General features: G+C 37.8%; 21 protein-coding genes. 14 read left to right on the top strand and 7 right to left on the bottom strand.

The features are described from left to right. Positions 1-66 precede the first annotated feature (66 nt). From M900_RS06630 to M900_RS06585, 10 genes are all read left to right on the top strand, one after another. Positions 67-993 (top strand): metallophosphoesterase, encoded by a 927-nt coding sequence (locus tag M900_RS06630; protein WP_021274020.1) that lies wholly within the window; start codon positions 67-69, stop codon positions 991-993. Between the two features lie 86 nt (positions 994-1,079). Then, the gene (locus tag M900_RS06625) at positions 1,080-2,144 is read left to right on the top strand and encodes an IMP dehydrogenase (protein WP_021274138.1); all 1,065 of its coding nucleotides are present in this window, start codon (positions 1,080-1,082) and stop codon (positions 2,142-2,144) included. Between the two features lie 21 nt (positions 2,145-2,165). Beyond that, the gene (locus M900_RS06620; RefSeq protein WP_198295960.1) at positions 2,166-3,938 is read left to right on the top strand and encodes a 1-acyl-sn-glycerol-3-phosphate acyltransferase; all 1,773 of its coding nucleotides are present in this window, start codon (positions 2,166-2,168) and stop codon (positions 3,936-3,938) included. 3 nt (positions 3,939-3,941) lie between these two features. Then, on the top strand, positions 3,942-4,838 hold the full coding sequence (locus M900_RS06615; RefSeq protein WP_021274239.1) for a cation diffusion facilitator family transporter: 897 nt from the start codon (positions 3,942-3,944) through the stop codon (positions 4,836-4,838). Between the two features lie 2 nt (positions 4,839-4,840). Continuing rightward, positions 4,841-5,233 carry a hypothetical protein gene (locus M900_RS06610; protein ID WP_021274271.1) on the top strand — a complete coding sequence of 131 codons (393 nt, stop codon included), beginning with the start codon at positions 4,841-4,843 and terminating at the stop codon, positions 5,231-5,233. 116 nt (positions 5,234-5,349) lie between these two features. Beyond that, positions 5,350-5,892, top strand: a complete 543-nt coding sequence (gene infC / locus M900_RS06605; protein ID WP_034731776.1) for a translation initiation factor IF-3 — start codon at positions 5,350-5,352, stop codon at positions 5,890-5,892. A 201-nt stretch (positions 5,893-6,093) separates the two neighbouring features. Continuing rightward, positions 6,094-6,312 carry a 50S ribosomal protein L35 gene (gene rpmI / locus M900_RS06600; protein WP_021274238.1) on the top strand — a complete coding sequence of 73 codons (219 nt, stop codon included), beginning with the start codon at positions 6,094-6,096 and terminating at the stop codon, positions 6,310-6,312. Between the two features lie 88 nt (positions 6,313-6,400). Next, positions 6,401-6,745, top strand: coding sequence for a 50S ribosomal protein L20 (gene rplT / locus M900_RS06595; RefSeq protein WP_021274205.1), 345 nt, complete (start codon positions 6,401-6,403; stop codon positions 6,743-6,745). A 78-nt stretch (positions 6,746-6,823) separates the two neighbouring features. Beyond that, complete coding sequence (locus M900_RS06590; protein WP_021274095.1) at positions 6,824-7,201, top strand: hypothetical protein; 378 nt, start codon at positions 6,824-6,826, stop codon at positions 7,199-7,201. A gap of 31 nt (positions 7,202-7,232) precedes the next feature. Next, entirely contained in the window at positions 7,233-7,973 is a 741-nt protein-coding gene (locus tag M900_RS06585; protein ID WP_084703513.1) for an ABC transporter substrate-binding protein, read from the top strand. Here the strand turns inward: M900_RS06585 and M900_RS06580 are convergent. Continuing rightward, positions 7,970-8,377: a VOC family protein gene (locus M900_RS06580; protein WP_021274074.1), complete on the bottom strand. Its 408-nt coding sequence runs from the start codon at positions 8,375-8,377 to the stop codon at positions 7,970-7,972. The genes M900_RS06585 and M900_RS06580 overlap by 4 nt on opposite strands. Before the next feature lie 92 nt (positions 8,378-8,469). Between M900_RS06580 and M900_RS06575 the strand changes: the two genes are divergently transcribed. From M900_RS06575 to M900_RS06565, 3 genes are all read left to right on the top strand, one after another. Next, positions 8,470-9,495, top strand: coding sequence for a medium chain dehydrogenase/reductase family protein (locus tag M900_RS06575; protein WP_021274277.1), 1,026 nt, complete (start codon positions 8,470-8,472; stop codon positions 9,493-9,495). 65 nt (positions 9,496-9,560) lie between these two features. After that, positions 9,561-10,106, top strand: coding sequence for an RNA polymerase sigma factor (locus tag M900_RS06570; RefSeq protein WP_084703511.1), 546 nt, complete (start codon positions 9,561-9,563; stop codon positions 10,104-10,106). Beyond that, positions 10,096-10,398, top strand: a complete 303-nt coding sequence (locus M900_RS06565) for a hypothetical protein (RefSeq protein WP_021274103.1) — start codon at positions 10,096-10,098, stop codon at positions 10,396-10,398. The genes M900_RS06570 and M900_RS06565 overlap by 11 nt, the downstream gene beginning before the upstream one ends. On the opposite strand, the gene M900_RS06560 is transcribed toward M900_RS06565, so the two are convergent. From M900_RS06560 to M900_RS06545, 4 genes are read right to left on the bottom strand one after another with little or no spacing between them, the layout of a single operon-like run. After that, positions 10,395-11,042: an HD domain-containing protein gene (locus tag M900_RS06560; protein WP_021274286.1), complete on the bottom strand. Its 648-nt coding sequence runs from the start codon at positions 11,040-11,042 to the stop codon at positions 10,395-10,397. The genes M900_RS06565 and M900_RS06560 overlap by 4 nt on opposite strands. 54 nt (positions 11,043-11,096) lie before the next feature. Then, entirely contained in the window at positions 11,097-11,744 is a 648-nt protein-coding gene (locus M900_RS06555) for an NAD(P)H-dependent oxidoreductase (RefSeq protein ID WP_021274035.1), read from the bottom strand. Continuing rightward, the gene (locus tag M900_RS06550) at positions 11,728-12,186 is read right to left on the bottom strand and encodes a MarR family winged helix-turn-helix transcriptional regulator (RefSeq protein WP_021274269.1); all 459 of its coding nucleotides are present in this window, start codon (positions 12,184-12,186) and stop codon (positions 11,728-11,730) included. Before M900_RS06550 ends, M900_RS06555 begins: the two co-directional genes overlap by 17 nt. A gap of 9 nt (positions 12,187-12,195) precedes the next feature. Continuing rightward, positions 12,196-12,675 carry a glutathione peroxidase gene (locus M900_RS06545; protein WP_021274176.1) on the bottom strand — a complete coding sequence of 160 codons (480 nt, stop codon included), beginning with the start codon at positions 12,673-12,675 and terminating at the stop codon, positions 12,196-12,198. Positions 12,676-12,921: 246 nt separating this feature from the next. On the opposite strand from M900_RS06545, the gene M900_RS06540 reads away from it, so the two are divergent. Continuing rightward, complete coding sequence (locus M900_RS06540; RefSeq protein WP_084703509.1) at positions 12,922-13,497, top strand: sigma-70 family RNA polymerase sigma factor; 576 nt, start codon at positions 12,922-12,924, stop codon at positions 13,495-13,497. Between the two features lie 166 nt (positions 13,498-13,663). On the opposite strand, the gene M900_RS06535 is transcribed toward M900_RS06540, so the two are convergent. After that, complete coding sequence (locus M900_RS06535; RefSeq protein ID WP_034731766.1) at positions 13,664-14,527, bottom strand: matrixin family metalloprotease; 864 nt, start codon at positions 14,525-14,527, stop codon at positions 13,664-13,666. 149 nt (positions 14,528-14,676) lie between these two features. After that, positions 14,677-15,321 (bottom strand): fructose-6-phosphate aldolase, encoded by a 645-nt coding sequence (fsa, locus tag M900_RS06530; protein ID WP_021274216.1) that lies wholly within the window; start codon positions 15,319-15,321, stop codon positions 14,677-14,679. Between the last annotated feature and the right edge of the window lie 31 nt (positions 15,322-15,352).

Genomic DNA, 15,352 nt, shown 5'->3' with positions numbered 1-15,352 from the left:
TGTTGGAATTGAGTAAAATTTTCATCAATTATATCTCTTTAAGCCGTTATAAGTTATTAATCTCTAATGAGAATTAAGTCGCTTGCATCACTATTATTATTTAATATCTGCATCTTCGCGGGAAGTCTGCCTTTTGAAATTCCAAAGCAAAAGAGACTCATTGCTATAGGAGATATCCATGGTGATTTTTCAGTTGTTAAAGCTCTTTTACAAAAGGGTGGGATAGTTGATCATAAGATGAATTGGATTGCTGGTGATACTACTGTCGTCCAAGTTGGCGATCTTCTCGATCGTGGACCTGATGAAATGAAGATCATCAATTTCTTAAAGAAGCTTGAAAAGCAAGCGATCAGGGCCGGAGGTATGCTCTATGTTTTACAAGGAAATCACGAATTAAAAAATGTTGATCTGCGCTTTAGTGATGTCACTGAAGAAGGCTTTGCTCAATTTGAAAAGTATACAATAAATGCGCCTGTGAACGAATTAACTAAGGATGTGAAGAAGGCCCTTGAAGATCTTCCCTATTATCAACATGGCCGGGTGATGGCCTTTCGTCCTGGCGGTGAAATTGCGAAGTATCTTTCAACTCATCATACAATATTAAAAGTTGGAGAAACTATATTTGTCCATGGTGGTGTGGAAGCAAAGTATGCAGAAAAAGGGCTGAACAAAATAAATTCAGATATTAGCGGTTGGATGAATGGAACCGATCGTCGTCGTAAGTATTTCTTTGAAGAAGATTCTCCACTTTACTCACGCCTCTTTGCAAAGACAGAAAATAAATCATGTAAACAACTTGATAAGGCCCTCAAAATCTTAGGGGCCAAGCGTATGGTGATTGCGCACACAGTACAAAAGACAATAAATTCTGATTGCGACGGTAAAGTGTGGAGAATTGATACTGGGATGTCGAGTTTTTATGATGGTGGCGGCGAGTTAGGATTTATTGAGATTATTTATGACGAAAAGGTCAAAATACATCGATTTTTATAGTTAATTTTGTGCACAAGGTCTAAAAACCACAGTTTTACCATGATACCATTTTCTAACACATACAAATTCTTAGGGGAGATAACAAAATGGAACTAATGTTCAAGGCACAGTCTATTTTAGAAAGAGGTAAGGGGTATACATTTGATGATGTGTTACTAATTCCACGTTACAGTGAAATTTACTCACGAAAAATGCCGTCGACTAAGACGAAAGTAACTAAGAATTTTGAAATTGATATTCCAATTGTCACTGCAAATATGGATACAGTTACAGGTGTTGATATGGCCTGTAAAATTGCAAGTCTTGGAGGGATGGGAATCCTTCACCGCTTTATGTCTCCAGAGGAACAAGTTCAAGACGTAAGAAAAATTCAAAAATATTTTAAAGAACATAATATCACTCTTCCTATGGCCGCTTCGATTGGTGTTAAAGAAGAGGGAATGCTTAGAGCAGACCTTCTTGCTAATGAAGGAGTTGAGATCCTAACTATTGATATCGCTCACGGTGATTCAATTATGATGATGGAAGTGCTTGAGTACGTAAAAAAGAAATATCCTAAAGTTGACGTTATCGCAGGTAACGTAGCAACTGCTGAAGGTGTAAAGCGCATGATCGATCGTGGTGCTGATGCCGTTAAAGTTGGTATTGGGCCAGGTTCAATGTGTACAACTCGTATCATTACAGGTCATGGTGTTCCTCAGTTAACCGCAATTGCAATGTGTGTGGCCGAAGCATCAAAACACGGTGTTCCTGTTATTGCAGATGGTGGTTTAAAAAATTCTGGGGATATGGTAAAGGCCCTTTGTGCTGGTGCTGATACTTGTATGGTTGGCTCTCTTGTTTCAGGTGCACTTGAAACTCCAGGTGAAGTAAAAGGTGGAATGAAGCAGTATCGTGGGATGGCGTCGAAGGCCGCTCAGGTTTCATGGCGTGGAGAACTGCCAAAAGGAATGGCCGCAGAAGGCGTTGATACAATGATTCCATGTAAAGGTCCTGTTGAATATATTATCGATGAATTAATTGGTGGTATTAGATCGGGAATGACTTATCTTGGAGTTGATACAATTAAGGCCATGACTGAAGCTGGACTTTTCATGGAGATGACATCTTCTGGAATGAGCGAAAGTAAGCCACACGGAAAAATTAACTAAAGGAATCTTATGCTATCAGATATGCAAAAGACGGTTCTCTCTTATCCAAAACTAAAGGAGAGGATCGAATCAAGTTCTGATCCAATTAAGTCAAAAGAAAAGGCCCTTAAAAATCTTGAAGAAATGAGGGCCGATTTTTCAAAAACATATTTTAAGACGGTTGAAAAGATGTTTGATGCCGCACTTCCTCGTCTCTATGATGGAATTAATTTTAATGATAATGGCCATAACCTTGGTGAGTTAATGAAGAAAAACTCTCTTGTACTTGTGCCTAATCACCAGTCTCACGCCGATTATGTGGCAATTAATTATAAGTTTTATAAAGAATATGAGAGACCACTTTTTGTGGCCGGTGGAGATAATTTAAATATTTTTCCAATCGGTAAAATCTTTAGAAAGTCCGGTTGTTTCTTTATTAGAAGATCATTTCAAAATGATGTTCTCTATAAGTTAACAATGGAAGCCTATCTCTATTACTTGCTTCTTAATCGCGAACCCATTGAATTCTTCTTTGAAGGAGGAAGAACTCGTACTGGGAAGCTACGCCCACCGAAGTATGGCCTTTATCAAATGCTTCTTGAGGCCCATAGTCATCTTCCTGAAGATAAGCACTCTGACCTTCTCTTTGTGCCAGTATCAATTGCTCACGAATACGTTCCTGAGCAGAAGTCACTTGCTAAAGAACTACAAGGTGGAGAGAAAGTTAAGGAGAGTACAGGTCAGCTTTTTAGTCTTGTTAAGCTTATTTCTTATCAGTTTGGTAATGTTCATATTAATGTTGGGAATCCTGTTAAAGCATCGAAGCTTGAAAATGATGAAGACAATAAAAAGAACCTACGCGATATCGCATTCAAGTGTTTTAGACGCGTTGGTGATGAGATGGTTGTTACGCCTACATCTCTTCTTGTTCTTATTCTACTTGATGAAACAACAGGTGCCTTAAAGTGGACAGACATCACGGCTAAAGCGAAAGCGATTATTCAATATTGTATGAAGTTTGATATTCCTTTTACTGATACATTATCTCTTGCAAAGCTTGAGGGAACGCTAGGGCGTGCTGTTGATATTTTAATTGGTAATGGCAAGATTGAAGTAATTGGTCGTCATGATAACTCAACGGTTTTTTACTCAATTAAAAAAATGGCCAGAAGAGAATTACTATTTTTCAAAAATACGATTCTTCACCACTTTATTATTCCTTGGACAATTAACTTGGCATGGATCAATCTCTTTTCTGGGAAAATTCAAAATGTTGACGATCTCAAGAAATTCTTCGTGGAGCAAAGGGATCAGTTAAAGCATGAATTCTACCTTCCAACATTAAAAGAATACTTTGTTCAAACGCTAAGAATCTTATCTGATGCAATTGGAAGAGATATTACCTCTTTGGAAGAGTGTATGAATCTTTCACATAAAGATCTTTATGCGGTAGCTTCAAATCTAGGGATCTTCTCACGAGCATTAAGTTATATTAATGAGTCCTACTTTGTTGCTGCAATGACAATAAAGAGTTTTGATAAAGAGGGGATTACTCTTTTTGAACAGGACGATTTCATTCATCGCCTACAAATAGTTTTCGATACAGAGTTTAAGCATCAACGTGTTATTAGGTTCTTTGAGAGCCATAATGTTGAGCTTGCGAAGAATGCGATTAAATACTTTATTCAAAAAGGTTTCCTTGTCAAAGAAGATGGTGCTCTTAGAATTGGTAATGAAAAAGCACTTAATCTTTACATTGAAAAACTTGAGGATGAGTTGATGGAACAATTAAAGTTTAACTTGAAGGTTATTTAGTCGATGACATTAAATCTTCGAGAAAAACAAATCAAAAAAGTTCTCTATATTACGATGGGATTAAATTTACTTTCGGCATTGATTAAAATCGTTGCTGGAAGTACATTCCATTATCTCTCTCTCTCATCTTCAGGCTTAGAGTCTGTCTTTGATGGCTTTGGAAATGTTGTCGCACTCATTGCGATTACTTATGCAAGTATGCCTGGGGATAAGAATCATAACTACGGTCATTATAAATTTGAAAATCTTGGAAGTTTATTTCTAAGTGTGCTTCTCTTTTCTTCTGCGGTTTCGCTTTTTCTGACTCATAAAGATAATTTGCTAAGTGGGAATCCTGCTCCTCGTGAATTTGGAATTGTTCCGATTGTTTCAATTTTAGTTTCTATGGGAATTAGCTATTTTGTTGCGACTTACGAAAAGAGAGAAGGAGAGAGGCTTAATAGTCGACTACTCACTGCAGATGGTGAACATACTCTCGGGGATTTTATTTTAAGTTTTGGGGTTCTTATTTCAATTATTACTTCAAAATTTGGTATGGTTCTTCCTGATATTATTATCGGTTTTCTAATAATTATTTATCTGATTTATCTCGCTATTAAAATTGCCCGCGGAAATCTTAATGATTTACTTGATCATTCCCCTGACATTGAGAAACAATTTATTGAGGAGATTGAGGGGCTTCCACAAATAATGGATGTTCATAAATTCCGCGCTCGTGGAAATAGCCACTGGATGCACATCGACTTTCACCTGCTTGTCGATCCTAGTCTAAGCCTTATCGAGGCCCATGCCCTTTCTCATCAAGCGGAGGATCTTTTAAGAAAGCGACTGGCCTCGTATTGCCACAATATCGATATCACGATACATGTAGAGCCTTATGAAAAAAATCATATGGATTAATAATGAAAGAAACTAACCGCGAAATATCAAATCTAAGACTACTTTGTTCAAAGGAAAAATTTAAAACTTTTGAAGAGGCATTCAGTTACTCTCAAGTGATTCTTGATAATATTACTAAAGCGCCAAGAACTCAGATTTTTGATTCGGCCATCTATTTTTTTATAACTGAAGGCGAACTTATTCCTGCACGGCCATTTATTGGAAACTCGAGATTTGGTGAAGAGTTTGAGGTCATTGATATGTCACGCTCTCTTGTAAAAAGTCATGAGTTGGCGGTCTCGGCACTATCAAATCTTAACTTTCTTGATTACCAGGACAAAGAAAGGCCTTATCTACTTTTTACGAATACAGAAAGTGGCCCAGAAGTAAGAATTGAGTGGTTTTTGACAAATTAATGGCTTTGCAACAATGATTGGCTAGGTTAAAATCGTATTATTATCTTTTATTTATTTTAAGTTTTTGATATTACAATCAAATTGAATTTTTAGTTAACGAAATCCGGAGGTGATTTATTAGAGACAACAGAAAGGGACCGAGCAAAGATAAGGGACCTCGTATTAATGAAGATATTAGAATATCTGAATGCCGTTTAGTTGGAGAAGAAGAGCAGTATGGTGTTGTATCAATTAGCAGGGCCAGAGAAATTGCTGAAGAGCTAGGATTAGACCTAGTTGAGATCGCTCCGACAGCAAAGCCTCCAGTTGTCAAGGTTATTGATTACGGTAAGTACAAGTACGAACTACAAAAGAAATTAGCTGAAGCGAAAAAGAAGCAAGCAAAGATTGTTTTAAAAGAAATTCAGTTGAGACCAAATATTGAAAAACATGACCTTGATACAAAACTAAAGAGAGCTCAAAAGTTCTTAGAAGATGGTGACAAGGTTAAATTTGTAATGCAGTTTAGAGGTCGTGAAATGGCCTATAAAGATATGGGAAAAGAAAAATTTGACGCTATCATCGCAACTGTTTGTGAGTTTGGTGCGGCAATTGAAAGTCCAGCTAAGCTGATGGGAAATAGAATCATTACGATTCTTGCCCCTACTAAAAAGAAATAGTTTATTGGGCCTAAGCACTGCTTGGGCCTTTTTTTTCTAAGATACTGAATTTTCGTAGTTCCTCTTTCTTATATCAATTATTTATCCTGAAACTTTCCCTTTTTTCTTTGCAAATTTATTAAATTTTGATATCCATACATACTTGTAATATTGTTACACTTATTAATTTTTTATTGTTGAAGTTAAATTTAGGAGTTATTCATGCCAAAAATGAAGACTAGAAAAGCGGCAGCTAAGAGGTACACACCTGTTGGGAACGGAAAGTTCAAAAGAAAAAGAGCTAACTTAAGACACATTCTTGAGAAGAGACCACAGGATGCAAAGAAGAGAAACTCAAAAACAGGTTATGTTCACGCAGCAGAATCTGAAAAAGTGAGAAGAATGCTTCCTTACGCAGCAAAGCTTTCTAAGAAAAAGTAGAAAGTAGTAATTGTATTTTAACCCGATTATTGGGAAAGATTTAACAAGTGCCTTAGGCCCCCAATCGTCAAAAAAAATGGAGTAGATTATGTCTAGAGTTAGAAGAGGTTTTAAAGCAAGACAAAGAAGAAACAAAGTTCTTAAATTAGCGAAAGGTTTTCACTTTTCAAGAAGACAAACTTATTATCAAGCCGCTGAAACTGTAAAAAGAGCAATGGCTTACCAATATGTTGGTAGAAAACTTCTAAAAAGAGATATGAGAAAACTTTGGATTATCAGAATTTCTGCAGCATCTAAAGCATTAGGAACATCATATTCAAAATTTATGGGTAACCTAAAGAAAAATAACATCCAAATTAATAGAAAGATGTTAGCTGAGATTGCAGCAAGAGATATCGACGGATTCAAAGCAATCTACGAAGCAAATAAGTAAGAAAATATTCAACAATAATTACAAAGAAATTGCCTCGCTTTTAGCGGGGCTTTTTTTTAACCTTTGTTCGGGCAAGTTATGATTCGAAAAACAGTGAAGCATGTTCTTTTGGTTACACTTTTACTTGTGTTAGTTGGTGCTGCTTTTATTTATATAACTGCTCCTCAGCTTGAGCAATTGGAAGGTAAGTGTTTTTATCATAATAGTGTCTTCAATGAGATCTCTCGTGGAGAGGCAAGTTTTCTTCGTGTCGAGTCCCATGATATCTGGCGCTATAACGTACAATATTTTACGGCCTTTACGAATGAAACACTTGTTGTTGGTTCAATTCAAAAAGCTAATAGTGGAACGCTCAAGTATAACTTTCATGAAGCGGGTGAGTACACGCGCTTTGAGGTTTGTCCTTCAGTTGGTCGTCCTCTATGGAAGAGAAAGCAGGTCGTTTTTGCATATTGAATATAGTGCCGATATCGACTAAGCTTTTTATATGCTAAATAAAATTTTCTTTCTGATATTCATTTCTAAATTGAGTTTTGCTTTCTCAATAGCATTTACAAATTCCATGCCTCCTTACTATATGGGTAAGGATTATATGGGAATTGAGCTTGAAATCATTAGAGCAGCTTTTAAGGCCTCTAGTATTGAGCTGGATCAGATTCGTAATATCAATTACAAACGCGCTATGACACTTCTTTCAAAAAATGAAATCCATGCGGTTGTCGATAATTATTCAAATGATATTTATAATGGACAGACTGGAGTTTTACAGTCAGAACCAACACTTAATTATTTTGACTGTGCAGTTTCCCTAAAAGAAAAGCGTATCAATATGAGTGATATGAAGAGTTTTTCTAACCATTCCGTATGGGCATTTAAGTCCGCTAGAGATGTCCTCGGTGAGGACTTTAAGACCGCGATTGAGGGGAATGCTCTTTATTCAGAAGATCATGATCAGCTATTACAATCAAAGCTACTGGTCAATAAGCGCGTGGATATTGTAATTAGTGATAAGAATATCTTCATGTACCAGCTGAAAAAGGACTTTCCAGCTTTTGATACAAAGAAGCTTATTTTTCAATCAATGGGAGAGAAGACCCCTCGTAATCTAAAATTTAAAGATACTTACTACCTAAAAAGTTTTAACGAGGGGCTTAAGAAGATCAAGTCAAATGGAGTCTATCAAAAGATTCATGATAACTATAAAAGCTTCTATACAACTGAGTGTTAATGTCCACCAGCAAATGATTTAGAGATTTCAATCCCCAGTCCGTTTGGATCAGTAATATAAAAGCTTTTTGATTTTTCGTAATCTTTGACACCCCATCTTTCATCGATAATTTTTTGTGACATCGCCAGTTCAAGTGCTTCATCAAAATTTTCCACATTGATACCTATATGGGAAAGAGCAGAGTTTGTGATTTCACTGTTGAGTTCTTGGGCCTCATAGAAACATAGCATCAACTTTCCAGGGTTTCCGATGAGAAGAAAATTTATCTCTTCACCTGTCTGACTACTTTGATAGGTGTACTCTTCGATGACTTGCATGCCAAAGTACTCAATATAGAAGTCTTTTGCTTTTTGAATTGATTTTACACTTATATTGATATGGTCGATTGCTTTTGCGCTAATCATATATTCTCCTCTGTTTTGTTGATTAAAATATCGCTATAATAAGACAATATTTCTAATCAAATTAATTGATGCCTCAATAGGAGAAATTGAAGGTGAAAAAAATAGTTATCCATAGTCCAGGGGATCACGATAAATTGAAGCTTGAGCATGGCACGATTGACGATCTTAAGGTCAATGAAGTGCAAGTCGATGTGATGTATAGTGGGGTCAACTATGCGGACGTTTGTGTGCGATGGGGAATTTACGAGTCGGCCAAGAAGTTTATTGGTTGGCCAATAACTCCTGGCTTTGAGTTCTCTGGTGTGATCTCGAAAGTTCATGAAAATTCAAAATTTAAAGTTGGAGATGAAGTCTTTGGAGTGAGTTTTTTTAACGGCTATAGTTCTAAACTCAATCTTCCTGAGCATTTTGTTTTTAAGAAACCTTCAAGTCTAAGTTTTGAAGAGGCCGCATGTTTTCCTGCTGTTTTTTTAACTGCCTATCACGCTCTCTTTCAAAACTTTATCATGAGGCCAAGGAGTAATGTTCTTGTTCATTCTGCTGCTGGAGGAGTGGGCAGTGCTCTGGTGCAGCTCTTAAAGCAGGCCGGTCATAACACGGTTGGAGTTATTGGTTCGTCTGGTAAGAGAGAGTATTTAAGCTCGTTAAACTGTGATCATATAATAGATAAATCAAAAGAAGATCTTTGGAAAAGGGCAGAGGAAATCTGTCCTACAGGTTATGATGTTATCCTTGATGCAAATGGAGTAGAAACTTTGAGGGATAGTTTTAATCATCTTGCGCCGACAGGGAAGTTAATGGTCTATGGATTTCATACCATGCTTCCAAAGTCGGGTAGAATTAATTGGCCTAAGCTTGTTTGGAATTATTTACGTACGCCGAGGTTCTCTCCTCTTGAACTGACATCTGCCAATAAGAGTGTGATGGCATTTAATTTGTCCTTTCTCTTCGAGCGCTTTGATATTCTTCTTGAAGGAATGGAGGCCATGATAAAGATGCTTGAGTCTGGTTCGATTAAGGGTCATCGAGTGACGGTGTTTGATGCTTCTGATGTCGGCCATGCTCATGGTCATATTGAGTCGGGAAAGTCGGTAGGGAAAATCGCGCTCAAGTGGTAAACAGCTATTTTTATTAAGAAATTACAGCGAGAAACTTTTACTGCATTCGTGCGTATAATAGAGTGATGACCAAGATGACAAATGAACAATATTTATTAGCTGCGCAAAAGGGAGATATCAAAAGCTTCGAGCTTTTGTATGAAGAAATTAAGCATGGCCTCTATGCTTATATTTTTAATCTCGTTCGTCACGAGGCCGATGCTATTGAACTTTTCCAAGAAACGATGGAAAAAGTCTATCGCAATATAAAGATGTATCGTAGTGAGTACAAGGCCTCGACTTGGATTTGGACGATTGCTCGCAATAATTGTTATGACTACTTTAGAAAAAATAAGGTGAGTTTCAAGAATATCGATGAGCATTTTGAACAATTCGAAATGCAAGAGGAGAGTGATCACTTTGCAGAAGATCGTGAAAACCTTCGTCTCGCAATTGAGAAGCTCAATCCATCATATCGTGATGTGATTACACTTCGAATTTTTAATGAGTATGACTACGCTGAAATCGCAGAGGTTTTAGGAGTTAGTGTCCCAAGTGTGAAGGGCCTAATTTTTAAAGCAAAGAAAAAATTAAAAGAAATTTTAACGGAAGAGTTTGAGTATGAAAAATGAAATCAAAGAAAGTTTAAACGTGAAAACACCAAAAGCTTTGGATGAAAATTTCTACGCCTTTACTCAGTCATTAAAGACCGAAAAGAGATCTCCATTTCATGGTAAGATTCTTTTAAAAACTATTATGGCATTCAGTTTTGTACTTGTGATTTTTGTTGCACAATTTACACGCACTGGAAATGTTCAGCCAACAACTGAGTTAGTTGAAATTCGCTCGGATATAACAGAGCTGGTGACAAACGCAACTCTTGAAGAATTTGATTACGCTATCGCACAGATTGATTCGATCTAAATCTCTGCTTTTAGTTGGGAGAGAAATTCATAAAAAAACTGTAGCCTTTTTTGTCCTTCCTTCTTTGCTATCTCAGTATTTAGTCGCCCTTCAAGCTTTAAGAGTTTAGTTTCAAAATGGTCTAATGCAAATTGAAAGTCATTTAGCTCTCTTCCCTCGGCCCAGGGATTGTCTTCATCGTAGAATTTTGATTTCATCTTAGCGGATGTCGCGGCCCATCTCATTACGCCGATTGCTCCCATTGCATCAAGCTTGTCGATATCTTGTAAAATCTCAGACTCCAAGCTTGTTGCTGGAAGATTTGCACTATAAGAATGTTCTAGAACAACTTGTGCGATAGATTCAATCTCTTTATCTGTATAATCTGTTTTACCTAGTAACTCTTTTGTTTTATTGGCCGAGAGTAGGCTTGCTTTACTTCTGAGTCTACTACCTTTTGGTATATTGATGATGTCATGAATTAAAATCGCTGGGAGTAAAATACTAAGAGAAGCCCCAAGGTGGGTACCAAAATCTATGCCTTGCTTAAGTAGTCTTTGGATATGAAGCCAGTCATGGGCGGGGTCATCATTAAGATAGAAATTTTTGATGGTTTCAAATGAGTCTTCAGTTAATTTTGAATTACTTATAATATAGTTTTTCATTAAGCTAATATACATACCCGTGCACTAGAAGTACACGGGTACAAAGGGAAGAGACTAACGAGTTTCGAAAATCTCGTTATTTTCAAATCTAACTTTCTTTAAATCTTGGTACTTATCTTCAGCTGCTCTATAACCAAATGCGATTGCTCCAATTGCATTATAGTCTGTTCCTTCAAGACCGAGTAACTTGTCGTAAGCTTGTGGATCAAATCCTTCGAGCGCACAAGTATCAATCTTTTGCAGGGCCGCTGTTAGCATCGCGTGTCCCATTGCAATATATGTTTGTCTTTGCGCCCATTCTCCAATCGCTTGCGAGCGTGGGCCATCAATTAGCGCACCTTTCATCACAGAGTAGTAACCATCAAGAGTTTCTCTTTCAACACCACGTTGCTTAGCAATCGATGTTACAAATTTTTCAATATAAGGCTCATCTATCTTATTTAAGTATGCAAGAACTAAGTAGTGAGATGAATCTGTTACTTGTGATTGTCCCCAAGATACTTCACGCATCTGTGCTCTAAGATCTTCATTTTCAACAAGGATAAATTTCCACGGTTGAAGTCCAAAAGAACTAGCTGCAAGTCTTAAAGATTCAGAAATAACATTCCAATCTTCCGCCGAAATTTTCTTATTTGGATCAAATACCTTAGTTGCATATCTCCAATTTAGGGCACTTAAAATTTCATTATTCATGTTTTCCATTTTTACATTCTCCATTCCACTGTAGGTACAGGTTATCAATTTGTTTTTTTAATTCACTTAACTTTTCAATATCAAGGTCACTCGAACACATCATCTTCGACGGAATCTCAAGCGCCTTCTTCTTTAGTTCAATTCCCTTATCTGTTGCCGCAATATAGACGATTCTCTCATCTGCCTGGCATCGCTTCTTTTCGACAAGCCCTTTCTCAATCAGTCTTTTCACGAGTGGAGTCAGTGTTCCGTTATCAAGTGAAAGCTTGTGGCCAAGCGTCGACATATTCACTTTGTTATCTTCCCAAAGCACTAGCATCACCAAGTACTGTGGGTAGGTGAGTTCAATACTGTCGAGGAAGTCCTTATACTTCGACGTAATAAACTTACTCAGTCGATAGAGACTAAAACAAAGTTGATTATCTATTTTTAAATGTTCTTCATTACTCAAAATCAAGTCCTATGATTTAAATGTTGCTTCAATATCTTTTACCAAACTCAGCGGCTTATCCGTTGGTGCATATCTCTTAACCGGATTTCCTTCGCTATCAATTAAAAACTTCGTAAAGTTCCACTTGATCTTCTTCGTCCCAAGAATTCCTGGGAGAGAATCTTTAAGGTAGTTAAAAAGCGGGTGAGTCTCAGCACCATTAACATCAACCTTTTCAAAAATTGGAAATGACGTGTGGAAAGTGAGATCACAAAAACTTTGAATATCTTCCGCTGTGCCTGGCTCTTGCGCCCCAAACTGGTTGCATGGGAAAGCGAGAACTTCAAGTTTGCCTTCATATCTCTTATACAGCTCTTGTAGTTCGGCGTATTGCGGAGTGAACCCACACTTACTTGCTGTGTTAACGATGAGAAGACTCTTTCCTTTAAATTCTGAAAGTGAGCGTTCCTTTCCCTTAATGTCGTTGGCGTTAAAATCGTAAATACTCATAGCTGCTCCCTTCGGATGGTGTTGGTTTTATGAGAAATCATATTCATTACAAGTAGTTGTATTTATTTAATTTAAACTGTTGTTTTCAGTATTTAATAAGCGCCAGGACCCTTGTGGATTTGGGTAATTCCCAACACCAATGGACTGGATCAGCTTAAAGGTAGCACAAAATTATATTGTGTACAACATAATTTTGTCATATATTTGTTTGATGACTTTTAACTTTTTATTATTTAAGCTTTTTTTATGACAAACTTCAGTTCCAAGGAATTCATTGATCGCGTGACCGCTCTAGATAAAGAGGCCATTTCACTCTTGGTCGATAGCTATACGGATCATCTCTTCAGGGCGGGTCTTGGCTCGGGACTATCAGAGGAGATGGCCTATGATTTGGCCGCTAGTACCTGGACAACATTTCTTGAAGTTGTGCCTCGTTTTGAGGGGCGCAGTCATATCAGAACTTTTCTCTTTGGGATTTTCTACAATAAGCTTGCTGAACTTCGTCGCGCCAACCTTAAATTTCAAAAGACTGATCCTATTGAGGAAATTTTAGAATCAAGTTTTGAAGATGATGGACACTGGAATAAGCAGTTCATGGACCCAAGTTTACTCGCTCAGAACAATGAGATCATGGCAATCATCGAGCAGTGTATGGAGCACTTGCCGATGCTTCAGCGAAGTGCTTTCATGATGAAGCTTGTCGATGGGGAGGAGTCAGATTTCATTTGCGAAACACTCGGTATAACTGATGGAAATCTTCGTCAGTTGATCTTTAGGGCCAAGGCGAAAATTCGTGATTGTATCGAAAAAAATATAAACTGATCCCTTTGAATGGTGTTGGAAATCGATATGGATTTGACTCTGTTAGGTAGTTGGCCACATCTATTCTAACTGTTCAGACAGATTTCAAACTTGAAGTCTCAAGTGCTTTTAATTAAATATGTAATTCATTTTTGCAATGATGTTCAACACCATTGCAAGGGGGCAGTTAAAAAGCGGAGTGAGTATCGATGAGTTCGCCCTCGAGATAGTGGCGACACTTCCCATCGGCACGTAGCTCGATATATCCCTGATAGTACCTCGGTTCCTCATCACTAGATTCACTTGTGATGGCCAAACCACCAGCAGTGATGGCGGAATAAGTTGTATTGTAGAGGGACTGGATTGAGTTTACATCATACGTGTAAGGATTTCGGTGTGTATCTGTATGGCCAATTTCTGGTCTCATCACACTTGGGATTGAGTAGCTTGTTGTATGCTTGAGGCCTATGAGGTGACCTAGTTCGTGTAGAAGAACGGATGGAAGGTCGTATCTTCCGTATGTGCTATCTGTTGAATCAAGAGTGAAATTGAATTCGGCCTCGTTAACGATGATGTCACCTTTAACCATTTCCATGTAGCCCGACACCGGCGTGATGATATAGCTTGTGACAGCAAGTACGCCTGAACCGATGTCGGAAAACCATGAGGCATTTTTGCGATAGATTCCAACGACGTTATCTTTTCCGTAATCTGTGTGGTAGTTGTATTCGAGATTTGCTGCGGAGTAATCAGTTGTTGTGTCAAAGAAAGTTCTGTTTGAATCGGCAAGATTCCACTTGTCCATCATTTGTTGGAAAAGATCCTTTCCTGAAACTAGGGAGTAATTATCAATTTCTGCGTGGTACTCGTCGGCGATATAAACGCGTAGAGGAAGTTTCGAATCAGGCCATTTCATTGGCAAGTTTGAGTACTCAGACGCCGAAGGGCTTCCGATATTGGCGCTGCCTTTTTGCTGAGGTGTACACGAAGTGAAGGCCGCGAGCAAAATGAGTGATGAAATGAATATGGTTTTTCCTCTTAGTAACTTCAAAAATCCCCCAGAAGTCGACCAAAAAGCTTAAGCTTCTAGTCCTTTAATTCTAAGAGAAGAATCGGTATTTCCTGAGTAAAAATTACGAAAAAAAAGGGGGCCTTGTAAGCCCCCAATATTATGAAAAATCTTGTCAATAAATGATCTTGTTATTTGTTCGACTTAGCGTGATCTGCCAAGAATTTTTCAAGTCCGATATCTGTAAGTGGGTGCTTGAAAAGTTGCTTGATTACAGAAAATGGCATAGTTGCAACGTCTGCTCCAATAAGGGCACTTTGCTTTACGTGATCTGCGTGTCTTAAGCTTGCAGCTAGGATTTTAGTTGTGAAACCGTAGTTATCAAAAACTTGTCTGATTTCTGCGATAAGTCCGTTACCGTCAACACCGATATCGTCAAGACGACCTACGAATGGAGAGATATAAGTTGCACCATTTTTTGCTGCAAGAAGAGCTTGGTTAGCGCTGAAACATAGAGTTACGTTTGTCTTGATGTTGTTGTCTGAGAACCATTTACATGCACTGATTCCAGCTTCAGTTAGTGGAAGCTTGATAACAACATTGTCGTGGATTTTTGCAAGCTCAGCACCTTCCTTGATCATTCCTTCTCTGTCTGTTGAGATAACTTCTGCAGAGATTGGACCGTCGATGATTTTAACGATATCTTTGATAACGTCTGCTTGTGATCTACCAGTTTGTGCGATTAGTGATGGGTTAGTTGTAACACCGTCTACGAATCCCCATTCTTTCGCTTGATTGATTTCCTCAATTATTCCTGTATCAATAAAAAATTGCATGATTTTCTCCTTAAAATATTTCTCAAAGCTT

The organism is Bacteriovorax sp. Seq25_V, assembly GCF_000447795.1.
Classification (GTDB): Bacteria; Bdellovibrionota; Bacteriovoracia; order Bacteriovoracales; family Bacteriovoracaceae; genus Halobacteriovorax_A.
This window is presented reverse-complemented; position numbering and strand designations above follow the sequence as displayed.